Raw genomic sequence first — 24,288 nt, 5'->3', positions numbered from 1 at the left:
GATGCTCAAAGTTTGGATGTGGTGTGAATGATGCTCAAAACAAAGTAGGCGAGATCATTTAAAACACAGCATTTGGAGTAAAAAGTATGTCCGAAGCGCAATCTCAACCCATATTTAAAATATGGTGCTTTATATTAGGCTTAGCTTTATTGCTGACTGGCTTATTTTATTTAATCGGTGGTGGAAAACTGATTAGTTTAGGTGGTTCATGGTACTTCCTCATTGCAGGTTTATTGACCACCATTTCCGCAATATTTATTTTTAGAAAAAAAGCATTGGGTGTCTGGATTTTTGCACTGGTTTTTCTTGGAACCGTGGTTTGGGCACTGTTTGATGCAGGTTGGGATTTTTGGGCACTCCATTCACGTTTAATGTTCCCTGCGGGTTTATTTTCCGCACTATGTTTTACTTTACCTGCTATTCGTAAGTACCAATTTCAAATAGCATCTTCAGCACCTGCTTATGCCTTAGGTGGTTTGACAGTGTTAGGTATGCTCGGTGGTTTATATGGCATGTTTATTCCACATCCTACAGTCAAAGCCAGTGGTGAAGAGCTACCCCTAGTGCCTGTAACAGCTCAAACCCAACAAGTGAATTGGTCGCACTATGGTAATGATGCTGGTGGGAGTCGTTTTGCTGCGTTGGATCAGATTAACCGAAATAATGTATCTAAGTTAAAGGAAGCATGGCGCTTTCAAACAGGCGATATGACCACAGGTACGGGTAATGGCGCAGAAGACCAGCTCACCCCTTTACAGGTCGGTGAAAAAGTCTTTTTATGTACACCGCATAACAACATTATTGCTTTAGATGCGGACACAGGTAAACAAATCTGGAAGGCCGAAGTGAACTCTAAAGCCGATGCTTGGGAGCGTTGCCGTGGTGTGGGTTACTTTGACTCGACTCAAGCCTTGGTACAACCGACTTTAGCCGGTGCAAGTGCTGTCACTGCGGTGGCAAACAATACCGCATGTCCACGTCGTGTTTATACCAATACACCTGATGGTCGTTTAATTGCAGTCAATGCCGATACAGGCGAACGCTGTAAAGACTTTGGTGTCGATGGAACGGTGAACTTACTGGAAGGTCTAGGTGCGGGCACGCAAGCGCCTCGTTTTGAAGTGACCTCGGCGCCAACCATTGCGGGAACCAGCATCATCGTCGGGAGTCGTATTGCTGACAACTTTGCAGCCGATATGCCGGGTGGTGTGATTCGTGCCTATGATGTGATTACTGGGCAGCTGCGTTGGGCTTTTGATCCACGTAACCCAAATCCAAACTATGTCCTAAAACCGGGTGAAATCTATAAACGTAGTTCAGCTAACTCTTGGGCGGCAATGTCCTACGACCCGCAAATGAACACGGTGTTCTTACCGATGGGAAGTTCGTCGATTGATGTCTGGGGTGGAAACCGTCAACCTGTCGATCATAAGTATAATTCTTCCGTTTTGGCTTTAGATGCAACCACAGGTCAAGAGAAGTGGGTTTATCAAACCGTTCACAATGACCTCTGGGACTTCGATTTACCCATGCAGCCAAGCTTGGTCGATTTTCCAATGCAAAATGGGCAAACCAAACCTGCTGTTGTCATTGGCACCAAGTCAGGTCAGTTCTTTGTACTCGACCGTATTACGGGTCAGCCTTTAACCAAAGTGGTTGAGCAACCTGTAAAAGCTGCAGATATTCCTGATGAGCAATACAGTGCAACTCACCCACGTTCAGTTGAAATGCCACAAATTGGCAATCAAACTTTGACTGAATCGGACATGTGGGGCGCAACGCCATTTGACCAGTTGATGTGTCGCATTAACTTTAAATCGATGCGTTATGACGGTCTCTTTACAGCACCGGGTTCTGATATATCTTTAAGTTTTCCGGGTTCGCTGGGTGGGATGAATTGGGGCAGTATCGCATTTGACCCAACGCATCGTTATATGTTTGTCAACGACATGCGCCTAGGTCTGTGGATTCAGCTGATTAAACAAACGCCTGAAGATTTAAAACTTGAAGCAAGTGGTGGAGAGAAGGTCAACACAGGTATGGGCGCAGTGCCAATGAAAGGTACACCGTATAAAGTGAATAAAAACCGTTTTATGTCGGTATTGGGCATTCCATGTCAAAAACCACCTTTCGGAACCATGACGGCGATTGATATGAAAACCCGTCAAGTGGCTTGGCAGGTGCCTTTAGGTACGGTTGAAGATACGGGTCCAATGGGCATTAAAATGGGCTTAAAAGCGCCGATTGGTATGCCAACCATTGGTGGTCCAATGGCGACTCAAGGTGGTTTAGTGTTTTTTGCTGCAACGCAAGACTTCTACTTGCGCGCCTTCAATTCATCTAATGGTGAAGAGTTATGGAAAGCGCGTTTACCTGTAGGTAGCCAAGGTACACCGATGAGCTACATGTCTCCAAAAACAGGCAAGCAATATGTGGTCATTTCCGCAGGTGGGGCACGTCAGTCGCCTGATCATGGTGATTATGTGGTTGCGTATAGCTTAGCCGATTAAAACGTTTTATTGTATGGGAAGCCTGTCGAGATGATAGGCTTCCCATTTTATGGTAATAATAAGCAAGGAAATATTGTGCGATTAACTTATTTGATGCCTGCGCCTTTTAAACAAGCCTTATTGACTGCGGTTATTTTACAATCTATGCATGCTTATGCAGAAACGACAGAATATCAACTCTCCGTTATTACTGTCCAAGCGGTACATATCGATAGCGAGTTGTTATCGACTTCTGCATCCATTCAAAAAGTCCAAGCGGCTACAGTACAAAACAATGCCAATGTGAATTTATCGGAAGTTTTACAAGGGGTTGCAGGCTTACAAATTAATAACCGTGAAAACTATGCGCAAGACTTACAGATTTCGATGCGTGGCTTTGGCGCTCGTTCGACTTTTGGCGTGCGTGGCATTCGGATGTATGTCGATGGTATTCCTGCGACCATGCCTGATGGTCAAGGGCAAAGTTCCAATATTGACCTCAATAGTTTAGATCACATCGAAGTACTGACAGGGCCATTTTCATCTTTATATGGTAACTCATCAGGGGGAACCATCTTGGCTGAGACCAAAGAAGGACAAGGGAAAGACTCAATCCAAGTGGGTCTAAATGCAGGCAGCCACCATAAGCAACAAGCCAATATCCAATTACAAGGGGGTTCCGAACAGGCCAATCAACCCGCTTATGTGATTAGTTCCTCTTATTTTGATACCGATGGTTTTCGAGACCATAGTGCAGCACAAAAAGTATTGAATAATGCCAAATTGACGTGGAACTTTGAAGATGGCAGTAAAATCAACTGGGTCACCAACTATGTCAAAATCCATGCAGATGACCCAATGGGGTTAGAGCGTAAGGATTGGCAAGCAAACCCAAAACAAATCGCTCCTTATGTAAAAAATATGGGGTTTAACGCGCGCAAAGATATTGAACAAACTCAAACAGGTGTGACTTGGTTTAAACCGATTAATGATAAAAATGAACTCTATGCCATGGCATATTTAGGCAACCGCCAAGTCACTCAATATCAGGCAATTCCTAATGGAGCTACCTCCCAGAAGCTACCTACTCATGCCGGTGCTGTGATTGATTTCGAGCGTAATTATTATGGTGCTGATTTCCGTTGGACAGGTAAAGAATTATTACCGAATACTACATTTAGTGCTGGTATTGCTTTAGACAATATGGATGAAGACCGTAAGGGCTATAATAATTTTGTAATGGTAAATGGTAAAGAATTTTATGGTGTTAAAGGTAATTTACGCCGTAATGAAAATAATACCCTGTGGAATTTAGATCCATATGTGCAGGCCTCATGGCAGTTCTTACCCACGTGGCATCTTGATACAGGCTTACGCTATAGCAATGTGCATTACAAATCAGATGACCATTACATTGTAGCTGGCAATGGTGATGACAGTGGCTCAACCGATTATCAAAAATTATTGCCATCTGTGGCATTAGGTTTGGAAATTTCACCTGAACTTTATGCCTATGCCAGTTATGGCAAAGGCTTTGAAACGCCAACCTTTACAGAAATGGCTTATAACACTGATCCTTCGAAATCGGGTATGAATTTTGCGTTAAAACCTGCGAGTAGTGATAATTACGAGCTAGGTTTAAAGTCGCAGAATCCATTCGGGCTCTTCACTTTAGCTGTTTTCCAGACAGATACAAAAAACGATATAGTGACAGCGGGAACACGTGATGGTCGTGCGACTTTTCGTAATGCAGATCAAACCACGCGACAAGGGTTAGAGCTTTCATGGCAACAAACGATCTGGAAACAGCTCAACATACAATCGAGCTTTAGTTATATCGATGCTGAATTTGATAGTTATACAGCAGAAATAGCGAATCCAGATGATTCAAAAAAACCTTATGCGAAAGCCATTAATAAAGGAAATAAGATTCCCGGAGTTGCCAAAAACCAAGCGTTTACCCGTATTGCATGGCAACCTGAACAGGGTTTCCAAGCAGGCTTAGAAGCACGCTATATGGATAAAATTTATGTCGATGATATCAACTCAGATACTGCACCAAGTTATACCGTTGTGGCTGCAAATGTCGGCTATTTATGGGTAAACCGTGACTGGAAAGTAAACAGCTATGCCCGAGTCGATAACCTATTTGACCGTAACTATGTTGGCTCAGTGATTGTGAATGACGGCAATAGTCGCTTCTTTGAACCTGCCGATGGTCGAAACTTTAGCGTTGGCATGAGTGTAACCAAAGCCTTTTAATGGAAATGGTTTGGCTAGGCAAAAAATGCTGCATAGCCAAACCAGATGAATCGCGCCATACGACTGCAAAAGACGCTTTTGTATGGGCGCTTAATCTATTTATGAATTGCTTTGATATTCATGAATCACTTCCAGCGCAGCACGGAATGCCTCTTGAGTCGCAGGTGCGCCGCAATAAGGCAAACTGTGTAAAAGGACTTCTTGAATTTCTTCAACCGTTGCACCGTTATTTAGCGCACCGCGAACGTGACCTTTCAGCTCAGTTGGACTCTTTTGTGCCGTCAAAAATGCAATGGTAATTAACGAGCGATATTTACGTGGTAAAACACCTTCACGTTGCCATGTTGAGCCCCAAGCATGTTCATTAATCCAGTCCTGCAAAGGTTGGGTGAAAGGTACAGTATTGTCTTGAGCACGTTTAACAAAAGATTCGCCCATGACTTCTGTGCGAACTTTTAAACCATTTTCATAATCTTGTTGTGACATGGGAACCTCTGAATGTGGAATGCAAATATAGTAGCCGAGCGGTTTGGTTTTTCATCAGGTATTTGGGTTAAAAAGATGTGCGCGGGAGTCATCCTTCAATATATTTGGGAGTATAGAAATACTCTTGATCAAGGTAATGATGGTTTTATGTCTGATTTAAAGGCTATAAAAATGCCTATTGGTAACTGAAAATCTTTTTGATTGAGCCCAATAAGAAAGCAGCCGAAGCTGCTTTGAATGATGCTGTTTTGTACTTAAGCGGCTTTAAAGTCATTGATGATAAGTTCTAATCCAGTCGCTTTCTGGATTTGTTCTAGGCTCACATCGCTTGCCAGTTCAACCAGTTTCATACCTTCAGCAGTGATATCCATCACGCCTAAGTCAGTAATGATACGGCTGACGACAGCTTTACCTGTGAGTGGTAGGGCACATTGAGGCACAATTTTTGGCGTGCCATCTTTGGCGCAGTGTTCCATCAGAACTACGACTTTTTGTACACCAGAAACCAAGTCCATTGCACCGCCCATGCCTTTGACTTTTTTACCCGGAATCATCCAGTTTGCTAAGTCGCCCGTTTCAGAGACTTCCATTGCGCCTAATATAGCAATATTGACATGTCCACCCCGAATCATGGCAAAAGATTCTGAGCTTGAGAAAAATGCAGCCCCTTTATGTGCGGTGACGGTTTGTTTTCCTGCATTAATCAAGTCTGCATCGACTGCATCACGGGTTGGAAACTCATCAATACCGAGCAAGCCATTTTCTGACTGCAACCAAACATTGATCCCTTCTGGCAGATAATTGGCCACTAAAGTCGGTAAGCCAATACCTAAGTTGACATAAAAACCATCTTCGAGTTCAAGGGCAGCACGCTGCGCCATTTCATTACGTGTCCAAGCCATGATTAAGCTTCCTCTGCTTTAATGGTCAGTTGTTCGATCTGCTTTTTTGGGGTGGCATTCAGTACAACACGGTTGATGTAGATACCCGGTAAATGGATGTCATCTGGATCGATTTCACCAATTTCAACCACCTGTTCAACTTCGGCAATGGTGAATTTGCCTGCCATGGCGCAGTCAGGGTTAAAATTACGTGCTGTTTTACGGAATACCAAGTTACCGGCTTTATCGGCTTTGTAGGCTTTCACTAAAGCAATGTCCGCAGTAAGGGACATTTCTAAAATATGCGGACGACCATCAAAGTCACGGACTTCTTTACCTTCGGCAATGAGGGTGCCTACACCTGTTTGGGTGAAAAATGCAGGAATACCTGCGCCGCCTGAACGTAGTTTTTCTGCGAGTGTGCCTTGCGGGGTGAGCTCAACTTCAAGTTCACCATTGAGATACTGTCGCTCAAACTCTTTATTTTCACCGACATAAGAGGCAATCATTTTTTTAATTTGTTTGGTTTCTAATAATTTACCCAAACCAAAGCCATCCACACCTGCATTATTCGAAATACAGGTTAAACCTGTGACACCTGTATCTTTTAAGGCATCAATTAATGCTTCTGGAATACCACAGAGGCCAAAACCACCCACGGCAATAGTTTGATTATTGGCAACTACATCAGCCAATGCTTCGGCTGCATTTGCGACGACTTTATTCATCTTTTATTTCCTTATCTTCCTTGCTTGTTATTTTTTAGCATTGCGCTGCACTTTTTAGAAATTGAATCTTTCTAACGTATAATAAGAAAAACTCATTAATGCAGAATATTTACGAAGAAAAATAAATAAAAGAAGAGTCAAAGCATGTGTGAAAGCTGTGCAAACAATCATACGGCTTATTTTGAGCTATTAAGGTTTAGCTTCAGTTTCGCTTAGTGAAAGGGGGAACATAGCCTAGAAATGATGCCAAAGTGTGGTTTCAATAAATTGAGACGACATGTTAGACAGTTCATAATCTTTTTTATAAATAATGCCCACCGCGAGTTGCGCTTGGTTGTCCTCAATTTCAACCAACACATTTTTTTCAAGGTCGATGAATTTTTGGAAATGTCGTGGAATAGCACTGACGCCCATACCATAGGCAACGAAGTGTGAAAGCGAACTGATTTGGTGGCATTCGACTTTTAAATCCAACACCACTTGATGCGCAGCACAATGTTCCTCAATCACATGGCGAATAATCGAGGGGTTTTGTAAGGTCACAAAAGGACAAGAGCAGAGTTCAAGCCATGTCACGCTTTTTTGTTTGGCTAAGACGTGGTGTTTGGGCAAGAGAGCCAAAAAGTCTTCATTGAATATAGGCTGAAAAATCAGTTGGTCATTGGCCTTGGGTTCAAAACAAATACCAATCTCAAAAATGCCTTCTTGAACCTTTTCAATGATTTTTTCATTGGTGATGTCATGGATTGAAAAACTGATGTTAGGGTGTAACTGTGAAAAATCATGCATCACTGCGGGGAGTACCGCATGAGTGGCAAAGGGCATTGAGGCAATATTTAAAGTGCCACGGTTGAGTTTAAAGCGCTGTTTGACATCTTTTTCCATATCCTCCCAGTTGGCCAGAAGCTTTTTGGCATAGGGAATGAGGGACTGACCTTCAGTAGTGATTTCTACTCGACGCGTGTTGCGTTTAAACAGTTTTCCACCCAGTTCTTCTTCCAATGTTTTAATGCTTAAGCTTAAAGCAGATTGGCTCAGACACAGTTCATTGGCTGCATTGGCATAATTAAGCGTACGTGCAAGGACCAAAAAGGCTTTTAATTGTTTGAGTGTCATGAGCTTCCCTGAGCAATGATGCAACACGATGTTGAATGAAAATGAACGTGTTTTTCTCAAATGGTTTACATGAAAAATACAACAGACGGTCAAAACAGATCAAGTGATGGAAGTGGATGTCATTTTTATCAAGTCGTCAAAGCAGTATAAATCGAACAACGTGATAGTCTGTAAAAATATGTTTTAACTGAATGAAAAATATAAAAAATAGTCATTTCGTGCGATTGTGAAATTTTACCTTTAACTTGATGCAATTAGTTTTATCAGTCTTACTAGGGCTTAGATATTAATCAATTTTTCTTCTTACTCAATGATTATTTTCAAACAATGAGTGGGTTTATATGCATTATAGTCTGACCCATAAGCTGAAACATTAATGCTCTGATGGATAAATATAGTACATAGATCAGAGTGCAAATAGACATCTCGTCATGAGGGAAATAGACGGTCTATGAATGCGTATTCGGTCTTTCCACACAGGCTGATTGCACTGTGACTCAACTAGATTTGACATCATTCGCCATTAATATCACAGCACATCAAGACATATTTTCTTTAAGGATGGAGTAAAAAATATGTGGGATTTGGGTGTAATTTTATTGTCTCTTGGGCTACTGATGTATACAGCCTACAGAGGTTTTTCCGTAATTCTTATGGCACCGATTTGTGCCTTGTTGGCGGTTTTACTGATTAACCCTGCTAACGTTTTGCCTTTTTATTCAGGCGTGTTTATGCCCAAAATGGTTGGGTTTATTAAAGATTATTTCTTGGTGTTTTTACTCGGGGCCATCTTCGGTAAAGTGGTTGAAATGTCAGGGATTGCAGAATCCATTGCCAAAACCATTGTGAACCTGATTGGTTCTAAAAATGCAATGTTAACCGTTGTGCTTTTAGGGGCGATTTTAACCTATAGCGGTGTCAGTCTCTTTGTGGTGGTCTTTGCAGTTTATCCATTTGCAAATCAACTCTTTAGACAAGCCAACATTCCAAAGCGTTTGATTCCGGGAACCATTGCCCTTGGTGCATTTACGTTTACCATGGATGCCTTGCCGGGAACCCCGCAGATTCAAAACGTTATTCCGACGACCTTTTTTGGTACAGACATTTATGCAGCGCCTTTTCTCGGTTTGATTGGTGGTGTATTTGTTCTTGTTACAGGTTTGAGCTATTTGGAATGGCGTCGCCGTGTAGCTGCTCGAAATGGCGATGGTTATGCCACAGGTATTGAGCTGACTGAGGCCGAGCAACAACAACTGAAGCAAAACTTAGATACAACCTCGAATGGTTCTACCGCGCGTCAATGGTTGGCTTTTGTACCTCTTATTTTAGTTGCTGTGACCAATAAGTATTTATCCACTGCAATTAAAGAATGGTATCCAAACGGTTTTGATTTCAATGCCATTGGACTTGCAGCTTACACTGTCGATGTTGCCAAAACTTCTGCCATTTGGGCCGTGGGTTTGGCCTTGATTGTGGGGATCATTGCGGCAATTTCATTTGACTTCCGTCGTGTCTATACGGGCTTCAAAGATGGCGTCAATGCCAGTATTGGCGGGTCTTTACTTGCAGTGATGAATACCGCATCTGAATATGGTTTTGGTGCGATTATTGCGGCCTTACCGGGCTTTGCGATCATTAGTCATGCATTGGGCAATACCTTTACCAATCCACTGGTCAATGGTGCGGTTACCACGACAGTCTTAGCGGGTGTGACAGGTTCAGCCTCTGGCGGGATGAGTATCGCTTTAAGTGCGATGGCTGATCAGTACAATGCTGCGATTCTAGCCATGGGGATTCCACCTGAAGTGATGCACCGTATTGTCGCGATGGCCTCTGGCGGTATGGATACCTTACCGCATAACGGCGCAGTGATTACCTTGCTTGCTGTGACAGGTTTAACCCATAAACAATCGTATAAAGACATTTTTGCCATCACGATTATTAAAACCATCGCGGTATTTGTTGCTATTGCTGCCTTTACTTGGTTTGGTATTGTTTAAGACTTTGGAATGAAAAAAGAAGACAACGGAGTACATCATGAGTCAACTGTTAAAAGATAAAGTTGCATTTATTACTGGTTCAGCCAGTGGTATTGGACATGAAATTGCAAAGAAATTTGCCAGTGAAGGTGCAAAAGTTGTCATTTCTGATATGAATGCAGAGAAGTGTGCTGAAACTGTGGCGGCACTTCAAAAGCAAGGCTTTGAAGCATTGTCTGCGCCTTGTGATGTGACCGATGAAGAGGCATATAAAACAGCGATTGAACTGACTCAGAAAACCTATGGGCGGTTGGACATCCTCATCAATAATGCGGGTTTTCAGCATGTTGCAGTGATTGAAGACTTTCCAACTGCAGTCTATCAAAAGCTGATTAATGTCATGTTGGTGGGGTCGTTCATTGGCATTAAGTACGCATTTCCAATCATGAAAGCACAGCAGTTTGGTCGCGTGATTAATATGGCTTCGATTAACGGTCTGATTGGATTTGCTGGCAAGGCCGGCTACAACAGTGCTAAGCATGGTGTGATTGGTTTGACCAAAGTTGCGGCTTTAGAGTGCGCGCGCGATGGCATCACTGTGAACGCTCTGTGTCCGGGCTATGTCGATACACCGTTGGTACGCGGTCAAATTCATGACTTGGCTAAAACCCGAAATGTCAGTGAGCAAAGTGCATTAGAAGATGTGATTTTGGCAATGGTGCCGCAAAAACGCTTATTGAGTGTAGAAGAAATTGCGGATTATGCGATCTTTCTTGCCAGTGATAAGGCCGGTGGTGTAACGGGTCAAGCCGTGGTGATGGACGGTGGTTATACCGCGCAATAATTTACCTCAGTACACGTTTAAAAATTGAAAGCCACGGATGTTCGTATCTGAGGCTTTTTTATAGCGAGAGGTTTTGCAGAAAGACCTAGGTTTAAATAAGTGGTGAGCTTGGTGAATGAGCCGGTAAATATAGAGTTATAGACTGAAGATTTTCAAATCCTTTCTCTTTTTCTGATTTATAGTTCATTATTTTAAATACCAAGGATGAAGGGCTTAATGTAGAGTAATTAAATCAATAGATTAAGGAGAAAATGAATGCATAACGATGCTACAAATGAGTCCTAGAAATCACAAAATCAATAGGTACAGAAAACTCTCAGCACGGTATTCATTTGCTGATTGGGTATAAAAAACTAAATTTTAATAAAAATAATCAGTTTTAAATCAATAAAAAAAGATGGATTTTTATTTTTATCTTATTGAATGGATTATTCTTTTATTAAAGTGCGTTGCAAATTACAGCTTCTGCCACACTTGATTTTCATCATCAAAAGACACCGTAAAATTAAAACGAGAATCTGCCGTTACCAAGTAACCTGTAGGTGTTTTCATGAGAACTTTGAGCACAGTGCCTTCTTCAAAGTTAATGGGTGGAAAGTCTTCTTTTGTCAGTGTGAGTGGTTTGATCAGTTCAAGTACTAGGGTTTCCATGTCATAGATCCAATAGTTTTTAATGAAAAGATAGTAGCATGAAGTCATTTTAAAATGTGCAAGTTTGATTCTTTTATACATAAAATCAACAAGTAATCATATAGTTGCTTCAGAGAAATACCGTTAGTGCACTCGCTTTAAATCCTAAGCAATTTTTCAGTTTGAAACCCAAAAGTTGTAAGCAATAAAATATTATTTTAAATCTGGGGCCAAGTCCTTTCCTATTTTCATAAGTTATTGAAATAATTTATTTTGATTGTGATGTGACTGATCAAGTCGGAAAATAATGTCCTGAGCTCTTGTGGAGGGACATACAAATCAAATAACGTATAACTCAATAAGGATAAGTAAAGTGTACAAACTTGCTGTAATGCGATTGTACTAAATTAAGAAATAAGGATTAGTATGCACGGATTGCATACCTGAAATATAAAAGGGATATATATCGTTCATGTTTAAGTCATTTTTCCCAAACCCTAGATGGTTCTTCATTTCGGTATTACTTTGGTCGGTGATCAATGTCGTACTGTGGTACACAGGGGGAAATACATGGGGAAGCGCCATAGGTTGGCCGCAAGGATATGCAACGGCTGAACTGCCTATTGGAGTGAGCCGTTTTTGGTCTCCGTCTTTTCTGTGGTTCTATCTCTGGTTTTTTATAGCAACAACACTTTTTGCTTTATTTTGGCGTTTTGTCTCAGACAATAAATGGCAACGATGGTCGATTTGGGGCTCCGCATTTATTCTGTTTAACATCTGGTTTGGTGTACAGGTCAGTGTTGCCATCAACGCATGGTATGGACCATTTTGGGATCTCATTCAAAGCATGCTTGGCAAAGGAGGGAATATTAAAGACCTATATATGGGTACTTTAACCTTCTTGTATATTGCGATGGTTGCGGTCACTTTCGCAGTGATCAATGCCTTTTTCACCAGCCACTATGTATTTCGGTGGCGTACAGCGATGAATGAATACTACACCCAACACTGGGAAAAATTACGTCATATAGAAGGGGCATCACAACGTGTGCAAGAAGACACTATGCGCTTTGCTACTATTTTAGAAGATTTGGGCGTTGAGTTGATCAAGGCTGTGATGGTGTTGGTGGCTTTCTTACCAATTCTATTTGAGCTTTCAAAGCATGTTCCTGAATTGCCTATTGTGGGTGAAGTAAAGCATTCCCTAGTTTGGGCTTCTATTATTTGGGCTATTTTTGGTACGGTCTTGTTAATGGTAGTGGGAAGTAAACTACCAGGTTTAGAGTTTAATAATCAGAAGGTTGAAGCGGCTTACCGTAAAGAGTTGGTGTATGGGGAAGACCATGCAGACCGTGCCCAACCTGCAACATTGGTCGAACTGTTTAGCAGAGTAAGAAAGAATTATTTTAGACTTTATTTTCACTATGCTTATTTTAACTTAGTCGCGACATGGTATCGACAACTGGATATTTTATACAGTTTGGTGGTGTTATTTCCCGCAATTGCAGCAGGGAAAATGACTCTAGGTTTAATCAACCAAATTGGTAATGTGTTTGATAAAGTACGAGAGTCATTTCAATATCTAATTTTGTCATGGAAAACCATTATTGAACTGCTCTCGATTTATAAGCGTCTAAAAGCTTTTGAATCGACTTTGGATGACTAAATATTTTTGATGTATCTCACCTGCCTTTCACGGCAGGTTTTTTATGTGCTCAAGCATCATCTTGTCTGTAACTTTTGTTGTGCGGTTCAAACTAAATTTATGAAATGTTGTTGAGGTTATCATAAAACAAAGCAGAATGATGTGTGCGTCAAGCTAAAATAAATAATAAAAACAGTTGTTTAAGTTTGTTATTTTATGAGCTTTCCGCTAATGTTTTTATGCGGGTGTTTAAGAGTAAAGTCGTAGTGAATTATAAAATTTTATGTGTATTCGGGGTTTTGGGGAGTGTGTTGCAGGGCTGTACCAGTCTGGGAAATATAGCACAAACAGCTTTTACAAATATTGCATCACCACAAGAACTAATCGTAGAACGAAAAATTAATGATAGCGATAAAAACAGCAAAGAATACGTGTATCACACGGTAGGCGTAAAAAATGAAAAAGATATTGAGGCGTTATACCCACGCAGCATGTTTAGTCAGTATTGCCAAGCACATGGTGGGCGTTTTACTCAGACACAAAAAAGTAGTTTCAGCTTAGTGAAAGATCCGTGGGCGAAAAAGTTACTTCGCACCTATAACAGTTTAAAACAGGGCACGGGTACTTTTCGTTGCCAGCTCAATAATGGTGAAAAGTGGCTGGTGAGTATTGAGGCATTGTCTGAACGTAAACTGCCTAACTCAAATGATACTCGTGTGGTTAATCTACAAAGCAAAGTATTGACTGAGCCAGCACCACGAAGTATGCCCCCTATTACGCCAAGCAAAAAAACGGTGACGAAGGCGCCCGTGACCAAGGCAGAAGGGAAGAAAGAGGAAGAAAGCAAAAAAGAAGTTGAGCCTAAAAAAGAAAACAAAGTGGAAGTACCGCCTAAAGCCACCAAAGCTGTAGAAACACCACAGCAGCAACAGGCCAAACTGTATGTGTCTGCACGCCGTGACATTAACAGTGGGCGCAACCAAGTCGCTGCCTGTAACAGTGCACAACGCGCATATAACTATGGTCGTTTGCCGGGGTCGGATGCCTCAAATGTCTATACCGAATCGGGCATATTAGTTGCACGTTGTTTAACGGGTATTCCAAGTTATAGCAGTCGTTTTTCCAACCCTAAAGGGCAGGCAAAATATGTTTTGCAGAACTTAGCCAAAAACCATAACCACACAGGTGCTAAAAATATGCTCAAGCAAATGAAGTAAGATTTTCGGCTGTTTGCGACCGCACTTCATGTGAGCACCTCAACCAAAGGAAATACATCATGAGTAATGTCCAAACACCGGCCACATATTTTACTGCGCCTTTGCTGGATCAGACCATGCAAGAAATAGACGTTGATATTTCAGCTCAGCCTTATTTTTACAACAATGGCGGAACACCCGAGTATTTAGCCGAAGTATCAGATGCTATTGAGTTGATTCAAGTATCCTCAACCAATGCCCGTATGAGTAGGGGGCATGTTTATAGTGTGCCTGAAGAAATTGCGACGATCCAAACCCATTGGGGAGAGCAGACCCAATTAGCGTTCGCAGGAAACTTTTTTGAGTTTATGCCACTCAAAGCCACGCCTGAAACAGCTGCTGCATTTGGTATGACTTTAGTGAAAGCTGGACAGGCGATAGAGGTGCAGGCTACGCAGAAAAAGTTGTCTCAAATTGAATATCAATATGGCATGTTGGCGGGCCATTTTTTTCCTTATGACCCAACTCAAATCAATCTAGTCGCAAAAACCTTATACCCCTTTGTCATCACAGACTTAGAACATCATGACTTTCCGCATGTGTTTGCTTCGACCGATCTCAATCATTTGCCATTGGTGATTTCAGCAGGACGATATTTTCCCAAAGACCGAAAGATTTACTTGGCTGATTTGTGGGTAGAACATGGTGACGCACTTTATATTCCTGAAATGCCGAAGCAAGTCGCTCCTGAATTTATCGATTTACATAATAACCGTAATGCTGCTTTAGCGTGTTGGAAGGGCGAAAGTAGTCAGTCTACGATTCAGATGCATACTTTGCTTGACCCCAACGGTTATTTTTATTGGTTTTGGAATGGCTGTCCGACCATACACCCACAGCTCACTGCATTTGAAACTACTGAGCTAAATAGAGAAATTGCTTGAGTTGAGCTTTATTTTTTCCTTGAACTACACGGTAATTTTACAGTTCCATAACAGGCTGATAGACGGGCTTTGTGATACAAAGAATGCAATTGTTGATTGGAGTCGAGTTTATGTCACAGCCTGTTTTAAGCGTTTTACGTGGTCGGTCTTCGGTTATTTTTCGTCATGTTCTTTTGGCAGCAGCCTTGTGTGGTTCAGTCCAAGTTGCCACGGCCAGTACCACAGTCGATCAACTGAGTAATTGTTTGGTGAAGTCAACGACAGCAACAGATAAAACTACCGTGTTGCAGTGGACGTTTGCGGCACTGGCTGCACATCCAGATCTGAAGGTATATAGTAATGTCACCGATGCGCAGCGGACACAGCTAGATAAAAATCTCGCACAGGTTTTACAACGCATTTTAGTGGAGCAATGTTCAGCTCAGACTAAAGCAGTGATTCAAGCTGAAGGCTTACAAGCGGTTGGAGACAGTTTTCAGGAACTTGGGCAGATTACGGGTGAAGAAATTTTAAAGAACCCTGAAGTGAATGGGCAGTTGCAAGGTGTACTGCGCTATGTGGATTTGAATAAATTGGTCACGACTTTTTTAACCCCAGAGATTTGGAATAAGTTGGGTGTAACGAGGTAGTTCGGCCTTTGAAGATTATGAATAGTGAGAGCGATTTATAAACTGAATCGAAAGCATTAATGTTATAAAAAAAGCCATTAAAAAAGCTCCTTGAATCGAAGGAGCTTTTTTATTTTTGAATCTAAAGGCTGATAGGCCATCTCATAAAAGATTCATTTGAGGAACAACACAATTAAATCGTCACAGTCGCCCCTAAAGCTTGAATAAACTGTGCCATCCAAGCAGGGTGTGCAGGCCAAGCAGGTGCTGTGATCAAGTGTCCATCGGTTACAGCTTGTGTCACTTCAATGTCCGCATAAGTCCCGCCTGCTAGTTTCACCTCGGCTGCGCACGCAGGGTAAGCTGAACAAGTACGGCCTTTGAGTATATCGGCTGCTGCAAGAATTTGTGCACCATGACAAACTGCTGCAATAGGTTTTTTCGCAGCATCAAACTCCCGCACGATTTCAAGGATACGTTCATTCATACGTAAGTATTCGGGCGCACGGCCACCGGGAATGACTAAACCAACATAGTCCGCAGTGTGTACGGCTTCAAAGTTGTAATTGATGGCAAAGTTATGACCGCGTTTTTCACTATAGGTTTGCTCGCCTTCAAAGTCATGAATGGCTGTGGCGATGCTTTCTCCTTCATTTTTATCGGGGCAGACCGCATGTAAGGTATAACCGAGACCTGTTAAAAACTGAAAAGGCACCATGGTTTCATAGTCTTCAGCATAGTCACCAACGAGCATTAAAATTTGTTTTGACATCTTTAAACCCTCTTAATTGTTTGTGCATATTTATGTTCAATTTTGATCTAAATTAGCACAGTTCAGATGTCATTTTTAAGTCATTCAGTGCTCTTTAGTTGTATAGCTGATGTCATTTTTATAAAAAAGCCCCAATTGATTGAGACACTTTAACTGTATATAAAAGCATAATAAATCAATCATTTTATATATTCATTGATATGAAATTACCTTGCAGACATGTTAATAGTTTAATGTGCAGGCTTTGCCCTGATATTCATAACGGTTGACATCATATTTTTGACCATTCCAACGGTAAACTGCAAAACAAAATCCGGGGCCACCATTTTCAATATCTGGCCAGCCGTCTTTTCCTTTGGTTTTTAGGAAAGTAGGGATGCCCATGTTCTCAAAAATGAGCTTCCAATTTCTAGTTTTTTGCTGAGTAACGATATAATAGCCGACACCTGTGTTGCCATAGCACATGGTGCTGTAGTCTGAAATAACTGCGTCTTTTAGGCCATCACCATTGAGGTCTCTGTATGTGGTGATTTCACCTGTGTCACAGCTACCTTCCCAGCCATGTTTGGTTTTTGAAAAGCCTGCGGCTTTAAATATTTGGTTAGCTTCTATGGTAAGAACATTGGGTTTGGTTTCTGCAAAGGCAGTGGTGCTGAGGAAGGCAAGAGTGGAAAGTGTGAGGATGGTAGTTTTCATTTTTGTCTTTTTTTTGAAAGTGATGGATTTTTAATTAATAGAACACGTTTAGTGTAGTAGTTTTGGGGAATTAGCTAGGTAGTTTTAATTATCTTTTTACGAAGCAGAGTTTTGAATTTTTAAATACCTCTCCCTAACCCTCTCCTTAAAAAGGAGAGGGGACATTCATTATTAAATATATGGTGCTTTCAAATTTACAATGAAAGCTCCTTCTCCCAGTGGGAGAAGGCGGGGGATGAGGGTATTGGAAGTCGCGCATAAAGAATGACTTTGAAAGTTGAACACGTCCTAAGTCTTCGAGTTTAGCGATAGATGATACTTTTTAATGGTATGTTTTTATATATGAAGTATTTGAATTGATTTTTTAAATATGACATTAAATTTTGATATGTTAAAAAATTATAAATATAGGGAACAGATAGGTAGCACTATTATGGTTGAATGGAAATATTTTGAGGAAGAATTGGATGTTTTTTGTCAGGGGGAGGGTTTTTATGGATATTCAAGTATTAGTACGTTGTTGGATAAAAAAATTGAAGATGCTAATGATACTCTAAAAGAAGTTTTAAAAGTTTGCTCAAAAATATGTTTCATGATGCTTGTACCCGATAGCATGAATCAGCCATTGAAAGAAAGGCTTAATTTTTTTGAGCATGGTCGAAGTGCTAGACCTGAAGATTTGTCCGAAGTTGAGATTGAAATATTAGAGAATACCTATGAAAATTTAACTAATGCATGGTTAAAAGCACGTGTAGCAGAAATATTATGGTTAGTAAAAAAGCCTAAAAATATAAGTTGGATACAAACAGCGATCGACTGCTATTTATCAATGAAAGAAACAATGGGAAATTGGTCTAAAGATGTAGGGCTTTGCCATGAAAGAGCATTTTTTCTAGTTGCCAAATTTGGAAGAAATCCAAAGGTAAATGTCGATATAGAAAAAATGAGAGATGCTAAAATAAGAATTATTTTGAATGAGTATAAGTCTCCAAATTTTATTGTTTTACAGATGGGAGAGCTTTTGGCTAATTATAGTTTGCTCGAAAATTATGAAAATCAATTAATTGTAAAGTACCTTGAATTGGCTGATTTTTGTAAAGAAGATAATATTCATTTGGCTGATGGTTACTTAAAAGCAGTTATAGGTATATATGAGAACCTAAAACAATTTGATAAAACCTCTGAAATTATTATGCAACGAGTCAAAATTTATGAAAAAGAAGGTGATAAGCATTTAAGAAAAGAAGTAGTAGGAGCTGTATTAGCCCAAGATTTCTATGAAAAAGCATTGCAAATTATAGCGACTATACCAAGAAAGTTTAGAGGAAAATTTAAATATGCCCGAATAGAGCAAAAACTATATGAGAAAATGCATGGTGCTGCCCAATTATTTTTAGAAACTGTCCCTCAAATTAGTCATCAATTTGATATAAAGGACATATTAGATTGGGTTAAATCTGAAACTAGTGGTAAAGAATTTCCAATAGCCTTACATAGGTTTTTGTCCATAAAGCCTATGGCTAAACTTGATGATTTACAAGAGGAAGTATTTGAAAAAACGAATAATAATTTTTTATCAAATTTGTTTGGAGAAAAGCATTTTTCAGGGGATGCAAGAGTCATTAAGAGATCAGTGGCAATAGGTACTAATGAACATTTAGAAGAAAAAATTATTGAAGAGTGTAAGCGTGATACAGAATTTTGGACAAAATCAGCGCTAATAGAGGGTTTCAAAATTTTACAAAGAGAACATAACCTTAGACTGGAAGATTTTTTTCACTTAACTAAACTTTCTTCTTTTATCCCAGAAGATAGATCAAGAGATATAGCTAAAGGCTTATATTTTGGCTACGACGGTGATTTTTTGACGTCACTTCATTTGTTAGCACCTCAGATTGAGCATATTGTTCGATATCATCTGAAGAATTCAGATGTAAAAACTACCATGATTGAAGATGGTGTCGAAACAGAGCTAAGTCTTAATGCATTATTAAAAAAAGAAGAGACAAAAACAGTATTTCATGAAGCTTTGATAATTGAGTTAAAAACAATATTTACGCACCCAAGTGGTTTCAATATTAGAAATGATGTGGCTCATGGTTTAGTAAGTTCTGATAATTACAATCAGGTTGGCTTTTTCTATGCTTGGTATTTTGTATTAAGGATTACCTTTATGCATTTTTATAGAGACGTACAAAGTTTAGACGAAGATGGTTTTCAGGATTTAGTAAAAAACCCATCCTAAGACGTAATGCCAGTCAGTTAAGAGATTGACTGGCTTTTTCTTGGGTATTTTTGAGGTTTTCCTTTTACAACTCTTGGGTAACTCCTCATCCGTCTCTCAGGTAAAACATATCTATCAGATTTCTCCATTAAACTTTCCAGATGTTTGGGTAGATTACCTGCAGAAGCCAAAGAGTCGAATCTGAGTAAATTAAGAAGGGCAATAGATGCAATATGAAAACTGATCCTCAACGGGCTTACTTTGGCACGTTGAGCCATATATTTCATTTGTCTTCTTAGAACATTATAAGCAATCAAGACACCCCATAATTCTTGATAAATTAAGTCTGGCTGTTTGCTCCTTAAGTGCTTACCTTCCTGTAAATTGCTTTTAATTTCTCGGTAACACATTTCAATTTCCCAACGCTGAGCATATAACTTTGCCAAGGCTATAAGTGGGTATGTCTTTGAATCTAATAATGAAGTAATGTAACGTCTGATTTTTCCTGCCTGCTCAACTTCAATTAAACGTGCTTCCCAGTAATCTCCTAATGCTGGATTAAGTTTTTTGGCTCTTGCTGATATTGGCATCCTGATATGAAAATCATGTGGGGAATTCCGTTTAATTATGTCATAACGTAAATTATCTTTAGCTCGCATAAGCCAATGGCTTGATTCTCCACGTGTTTGCCAGCCTATTAAAAAATCAGCAGAGAAATAAGCTCGATCAAACAAAGTAATACTTTGTGCTGGAGGAGATAATTGATTTGCTAATGTGAGTTCACCTTGATCCATACTGCCTATTTGGGCATCTATGATTTCATGAGTATTGGTATTCACTAGACACGTGGCTCTAACTTGTGGGTAAGGTGCTACAGCAGTTTTACCTTTAGATGAGCCAAAATGATTAAAATTCTCCTTGGTCAGTGGCATAGACCAAACCACCCCGTCAACAGCACATACACTAAGACCTTGAAAGGTTGAATATTGTTGTTGTGATTCATCAAACCATGCTTGGCTGATTAAGGAGAATAAGGCAGCTAAGGGTTCTCGACCTAAACGTTGTCGAGCTTGGACAGCTGCACTAGGAACACAATAATCTGTTGTACCAAACACGAGTTTTAATTGTTCTACCACATAGCTGATGGGTTGATTGCGAAACAAGGCAAGCCCAAGAACAAGCCAAACCACGTGCTCAGCAGGTAATTTTCTCCTTCTGATCGATGCCTTACCTGTTTGATGCAGAGATGTTTCAATCCAATTTAAGTCAATAAGTTCACAAAAATGGCTAAGTGATGGGAGAGCATGTTCAAGAGTGGATTCTAAATGTTCAGATAAAGACATAAAAAAAATGAGCGTATTTACATACACTCATTTTTACTACATTTTTCTAATATTTGCTTAACTGACTGGCATTAATCCTAAGACGGGTTTTTTATTCAACATCAATTAGCCTTAACCAATCAATTTCTTCATCAACTCATTTACTTGCGCAGGGTTGGCTTTACCCTTAGATGCTTTCATCACTTGACCCACTAGACCATTGAAAGCTTTCTCTTTACCAGATTTAAACTCTTCAACCATCTTCTCATTGGCAGCAAGAACGTCTTTAATAATCGCTTCAATCGCACCTGTATCAGTTTCCTGCTTCAAGCCTTTTTCCGCAATAATTTCATCCGCAGTTTTGCCTTCATCCCACATAAAGCCGAATACTTGCTTCGCAATCTTACCGCTAATGGTGTTATCTACGATACGTGCAACCATGCCGCCAAGCTTTTCAGCAGAAACAGGAGAGTCTGCTAGTTCTAAGCCTGCTTTGTTTAAAGCACCTGAGAATTCGCCCATCACCCAGTTTGCAGACACTTTACCTTGTGCAGCGCCGCCAGCAGCAGCCACAACCACTTCATAAAAGTCTGACATTTCACGGGTCAACGTCAACACATGCGCATCGTACTCAGTAACACCAAAGTCCGCTACGAAACGCTCACGACGTGCCGCAGGAAGTTCGGGCAATGCAGCACGAGCAGTTTCAATTTGCGCATCTGAAATAATCACAGGCAGCAAGTCAGGGTCTGGGAAGTAGCGATAGTCGTTCGCTTCTTCTTTCGAACGCATCGAACGTGTTTCCATCTTCACAGGGTCAAATAGACGCGTTTCTTGGTCAATCGTGCCATCCCATTCCAAAATTTCCATTTGGCGTTCAATTTCAACATTGATCGCTTGTTCAATGAAACGGAATGAGTTGAGGTTTTTCAACTCGCAACGTGTACCGAACGGTTGACCCGGACGACGTAACGACACGTTACAGTCAGCACGGAATGAACCTTCCGCCATGTTACCGTCAGAAATACCCAACCAACGCACTAAAGTGTGAATCGACTTGATATAAGCCACCGCTTCTTCAACCGAACGCATATCGGGTTCAGACACGATTTCAAGTAAAGGTGTACCTGCACGGTTTAAGTCGATACCTGACATACCTTCAAACTGGTCATGGATCGATTTACCTGCATCTTCCTCAAGGTGGGCACGCGTTACGCCAATGCGCTTTACCGTACCATCTTCAAGTTGAATGTCGATATGACCCAAGCCCACAATCGGGTTATCCATCTGGCTAATTTGGTAGCCTTTTGGCGAGTCAGGGTAGAAGTAGTTCTTACGTGCAAACACAGATGCCTGGTCAATATAAGCATCGATACCCAAACCAAAGCGAATGGCTAAATCGACCACTTCTTTGTTTAATACAGGCAGTACACCCGGCATTGCCAAGTCAACGAGGCTGGCTTGTGTATTTGGGTCTTGACCAAATTCAGTCGATGAACCTGAGAAGATTTTAGATTGGGTCGCAAGCTGAGTGTGAATCTCGATCCCAATAACGACTTCCCAACCATCAATCAATAATGATTTTGGTTTAGCAGCATTTTTAGTCATTATGCATTCTCCTCAGCAATTGCCGCACGTTTCGTATGCCAATCCGTCGCTTGTTGGTACTGATGTACCACAGACAACAGTTGAGATTCTGACCAATAGTTACCAATTAGCTGTAAGCCCACAGGTAAGTTGTCTTTGTCAAAACCAACAGGTGCGTTAATCGCAGGAAGACCAGCAAGATTAACCGCGATGGTGTAAATGTCGCCCAAGTACATTTCAACGGGAGACAAGTTCGCGCCAATTTTATAAGCCGTGGTTGGAGCAGCAGGTGCAGCAATCACATCAACCGATTCAAACGCTTTTAAGAAGTCTTGTTGAATTAGACGACGGACTTTTTGTGCTTTCACGTAGTAAGCATCGTAGTAACCCGCAGACAACGCATATGTACCAATCAAGATACGACGTTGTACTTCTGCACCAAAACCTTCAGAACGTGAACGTTTGTATAAGTCCATCAGGTCAACAGGGTTCTCTGCACGGTAGCCATAACGTACGCCATCGTAACGAGACAAGTTTGATGATGCTTCAGCAGGCGCAATCAAGTAATAGGTCGGAACATAAGCTTCAGTCATGTTGAGATCAATCTCAACCAAGGTCGCGCCCATGTCTTCTAACTTTTTCAATGATTCTTCAACGCGTGCTTTTACGTCTGCGTCTAAACCAGCGACATTGAAGTATTGCTTTGGAATACCAATGCGTAAGCCTTTGACTGTTGTGCCGTTTAGGTTCGCCACATAGTCATCAACGTCTTTTTCAACCGATGTTGAGTCTTTCGCGTCATGACCTGCTATGACATTCATGAGGTAGGCACAGTCTTCAGCCGAACGCGCCATTGGCCCGCCCTGATCCAGTGATGATGCATAAGCAATCATCCCGAAGCGCGACACACGACCGTATGTCGGTTTAAGACCAGTTAAGCCACAGAATGATGCAGGCTGACGAATCGAACCGCCTGTATCTGTACCTGTTGCAAATGGAGCAAGATCAGCCGCTACAGCCGCTGCAGAGCCACCAGATGAACCACCCGGCACATGACCTAAGTTCCAAGGGTTTGCTGTAGCGCCGTAGAATGAGTTCTCAGAGGTTGAACCCATTGCGAACTCGTCCATGTTCACTTTACCTAAAGTGACTAGACCAGCGGCTTTACCTTTCGCTACAACGGTAGCGTCGTAAGGAGAGATAAAGTTATCCAACATTTTTGAGCCCGCAGTGGTTTTAATGCCTTGGGTGCAAAAAATGTCTTTGTGTGCAATTGGCACACCTGTCAATGCGGTTGCTGTGCCTGCTTTAATTGCAGCATCGGCAGCATCGGCTTGTGCAAGCGCTTGTTCTGCAGTCACGGTTACATAAGATTTAACTTGTGTATCCAGTTTTGCAATGCGCTTTAAATAATGTTCAGTCAGTTCGCGAGATGAAAATTTAGCCCCAGCTAAACCCTCAGAGAGTTCACGAATCGATAAGCGATGTAAATCTGTCATGAGAAATGTCTTTACGTTAATTTTTACAAAATAATGGTTTAACTGAATAGAAATTATTCAATCACGCGAGGAACTAGGTACAAACCGTCTTGCACTTGCGGTGCAATGGCTTGATATTCATCACGATGATTGGTTTCTGAAACCACATCTTCACGTAAGGGTTGTGGGTGATCAAATGGGCTTTTAAGCGGCTCAACACCATCGGTGTCGATGCCTTTTAAGGTTTCCATCATGCCTAAAATTTTATTTAGACTTTGAGCATATTCAGCAGATTGCGTATCATCTAGCGACAATCGAGCAAGATTGGCGATTGCTGAAACTGTTTGTGCATTTAAATCTGCAGAATGCTGTGCATCCGATGTAGACATAACATCACCTGA

Annotated in this window: 21 protein-coding genes; 10 read left to right on the top strand and 11 right to left on the bottom strand. The window is 41.0% G+C overall.

Annotated elements, in window-relative coordinates:
* Positions 1-86: 86 nt before the first annotated feature.
* Together AC0KVP_RS12450 and AC0KVP_RS12445 are read left to right on the top strand one after the other, a co-directional pair.
* Positions 87-2,510 carry a glucose/quinate/shikimate family membrane-bound PQQ-dependent dehydrogenase gene (locus AC0KVP_RS12450; protein WP_473337015.1) on the top strand — a complete coding sequence of 808 codons (2,424 nt, stop codon included), beginning with the start codon at positions 87-89 and terminating at the stop codon, positions 2,508-2,510.
* A gap of 93 nt (positions 2,511-2,603) precedes the next feature.
* Positions 2,604-4,751, top strand: a complete 2,148-nt coding sequence (locus tag AC0KVP_RS12445) for a TonB-dependent receptor domain-containing protein (RefSeq protein WP_473340515.1) — start codon at positions 2,604-2,606, stop codon at positions 4,749-4,751.
* Between the two features lie 99 nt (positions 4,752-4,850).
* Here AC0KVP_RS12445 and AC0KVP_RS12440 read toward each other — a convergent pair whose 3' ends face one another.
* Positions 4,851-5,237 (bottom strand): carboxymuconolactone decarboxylase family protein, encoded by a 387-nt coding sequence (locus tag AC0KVP_RS12440; protein ID WP_473337013.1) that lies wholly within the window; start codon positions 5,235-5,237, stop codon positions 4,851-4,853.
* A 12-nt stretch (positions 5,238-5,249) separates the two neighbouring features.
* Here AC0KVP_RS12440 and AC0KVP_RS12435 point away from each other — a divergent pair, with 12 nt between their 5' ends.
* Positions 5,250-5,426 (top strand): hypothetical protein, encoded by a 177-nt coding sequence (locus tag AC0KVP_RS12435; protein WP_473337011.1) that lies wholly within the window; start codon positions 5,250-5,252, stop codon positions 5,424-5,426.
* 65 nt (positions 5,427-5,491) lie between these two features.
* Here the strand turns inward: AC0KVP_RS12435 and AC0KVP_RS12430 are convergent, their stop codons facing one another.
* The 3 genes from AC0KVP_RS12430 to AC0KVP_RS12420 all read right to left on the bottom strand — a co-directional run bounded on the left by AC0KVP_RS12430 (position 5,492) and on the right by AC0KVP_RS12420 (position 7,962).
* Positions 5,492-6,139: a CoA transferase subunit B gene (locus tag AC0KVP_RS12430; RefSeq protein ID WP_473337008.1), complete on the bottom strand. Its 648-nt coding sequence runs from the start codon at positions 6,137-6,139 to the stop codon at positions 5,492-5,494.
* Between the two features lie 2 nt (positions 6,140-6,141).
* Positions 6,142-6,846 (bottom strand): CoA transferase subunit A, encoded by a 705-nt coding sequence (locus AC0KVP_RS12425; RefSeq protein WP_234951319.1) that lies wholly within the window; start codon positions 6,844-6,846, stop codon positions 6,142-6,144.
* Between the two features lie 234 nt (positions 6,847-7,080).
* On the bottom strand, positions 7,081-7,962 hold the full coding sequence (locus AC0KVP_RS12420) for a LysR family transcriptional regulator (protein ID WP_473337005.1): 882 nt from the start codon (positions 7,960-7,962) through the stop codon (positions 7,081-7,083).
* A 575-nt stretch (positions 7,963-8,537) separates the two neighbouring features.
* Here AC0KVP_RS12420 and AC0KVP_RS12415 point away from each other — a divergent pair.
* A complete protein-coding gene (locus AC0KVP_RS12415) occupies positions 8,538-9,962 on the top strand; it encodes a GntP family permease (RefSeq protein ID WP_336955478.1) in 1,425 nt (474 codons plus the stop codon).
* 37 nt (positions 9,963-9,999) lie between these two features.
* The gene (locus AC0KVP_RS12410; protein ID WP_473337002.1) at positions 10,000-10,785 is read left to right on the top strand and encodes a 3-hydroxybutyrate dehydrogenase; all 786 of its coding nucleotides are present in this window, start codon (positions 10,000-10,002) and stop codon (positions 10,783-10,785) included.
* A gap of 456 nt (positions 10,786-11,241) precedes the next feature.
* On the opposite strand, the gene AC0KVP_RS12405 is transcribed toward AC0KVP_RS12410, so the two are convergent.
* On the bottom strand, positions 11,242-11,436 hold the full coding sequence (locus AC0KVP_RS12405; protein ID WP_004694700.1) for a hypothetical protein: 195 nt from the start codon (positions 11,434-11,436) through the stop codon (positions 11,242-11,244).
* Positions 11,437-11,887: 451 nt separating this feature from the next.
* Here AC0KVP_RS12405 and sbmA point away from each other — a divergent pair, with 451 nt between their 5' ends.
* From sbmA to AC0KVP_RS12385, 4 genes are all read left to right on the top strand, one after another.
* Positions 11,888-13,081 (top strand): peptide antibiotic transporter SbmA, encoded by a 1,194-nt coding sequence (sbmA, locus tag AC0KVP_RS12400; RefSeq protein ID WP_126035649.1) that lies wholly within the window; start codon positions 11,888-11,890, stop codon positions 13,079-13,081.
* 143 nt (positions 13,082-13,224) lie between these two features.
* On the top strand, positions 13,225-14,277 hold the full coding sequence (locus AC0KVP_RS12395; RefSeq protein ID WP_473336999.1) for a hypothetical protein: 1,053 nt from the start codon (positions 13,225-13,227) through the stop codon (positions 14,275-14,277).
* A 59-nt stretch (positions 14,278-14,336) separates the two neighbouring features.
* Positions 14,337-15,200, top strand: coding sequence for a hypothetical protein (locus AC0KVP_RS12390; RefSeq protein ID WP_473336997.1), 864 nt, complete (start codon positions 14,337-14,339; stop codon positions 15,198-15,200).
* 110 nt (positions 15,201-15,310) lie between these two features.
* Positions 15,311-15,829, top strand: a complete 519-nt coding sequence (locus AC0KVP_RS12385) for a hypothetical protein (protein ID WP_473336995.1) — start codon at positions 15,311-15,313, stop codon at positions 15,827-15,829.
* Positions 15,830-16,001: 172 nt separating this feature from the next.
* Here the strand turns inward: AC0KVP_RS12385 and AC0KVP_RS12380 are convergent, their stop codons facing one another.
* Positions 16,002-16,580: a DJ-1/PfpI family protein gene (locus AC0KVP_RS12380; protein WP_473336993.1), complete on the bottom strand. Its 579-nt coding sequence runs from the start codon at positions 16,578-16,580 to the stop codon at positions 16,002-16,004.
* Positions 16,581-16,802: 222 nt separating this feature from the next.
* A complete protein-coding gene (locus AC0KVP_RS12375; protein WP_473336991.1) occupies positions 16,803-17,276 on the bottom strand; it encodes a hypothetical protein in 474 nt (157 codons plus the stop codon).
* A gap of 370 nt (positions 17,277-17,646) precedes the next feature.
* On the opposite strand from AC0KVP_RS12375, the gene AC0KVP_RS12370 reads away from it, so the two are divergent.
* Positions 17,647-19,521, top strand: a complete 1,875-nt coding sequence (locus AC0KVP_RS12370; RefSeq protein WP_473336989.1) for a DUF4209 domain-containing protein — start codon at positions 17,647-17,649, stop codon at positions 19,519-19,521.
* A 17-nt stretch (positions 19,522-19,538) separates the two neighbouring features.
* Here the strand turns inward: AC0KVP_RS12370 and AC0KVP_RS12365 are convergent, their stop codons facing one another.
* The 4 genes from AC0KVP_RS12365 to gatC form a co-directional block, all read right to left on the bottom strand.
* On the bottom strand, positions 19,539-20,843 hold the full coding sequence (locus AC0KVP_RS12365) for an IS4 family transposase (protein WP_032048861.1): 1,305 nt from the start codon (positions 20,841-20,843) through the stop codon (positions 19,539-19,541).
* Positions 20,844-20,954: 111 nt separating this feature from the next.
* Positions 20,955-22,430 (bottom strand): Asp-tRNA(Asn)/Glu-tRNA(Gln) amidotransferase subunit GatB, encoded by a 1,476-nt coding sequence (gene gatB, locus AC0KVP_RS12360; protein WP_058952198.1) that lies wholly within the window; start codon positions 22,428-22,430, stop codon positions 20,955-20,957.
* The gene (gatA, locus tag AC0KVP_RS12355) at positions 22,430-23,908 is read right to left on the bottom strand and encodes an Asp-tRNA(Asn)/Glu-tRNA(Gln) amidotransferase subunit GatA (RefSeq protein ID WP_473336987.1); all 1,479 of its coding nucleotides are present in this window, start codon (positions 23,906-23,908) and stop codon (positions 22,430-22,432) included. The genes gatB and gatA overlap by 1 nt, the downstream gene beginning before the upstream one ends.
* A gap of 53 nt (positions 23,909-23,961) precedes the next feature.
* The gene (gene gatC, locus AC0KVP_RS12350; RefSeq protein ID WP_004694671.1) at positions 23,962-24,276 is read right to left on the bottom strand and encodes an Asp-tRNA(Asn)/Glu-tRNA(Gln) amidotransferase subunit GatC; all 315 of its coding nucleotides are present in this window, start codon (positions 24,274-24,276) and stop codon (positions 23,962-23,964) included.
* Positions 24,277-24,288: the final 12 nt, after the last annotated feature.

Source organism: Acinetobacter sp. DL27 (assembly GCF_055810995.1).
This window is presented reverse-complemented; position numbering and strand designations above follow the sequence as displayed.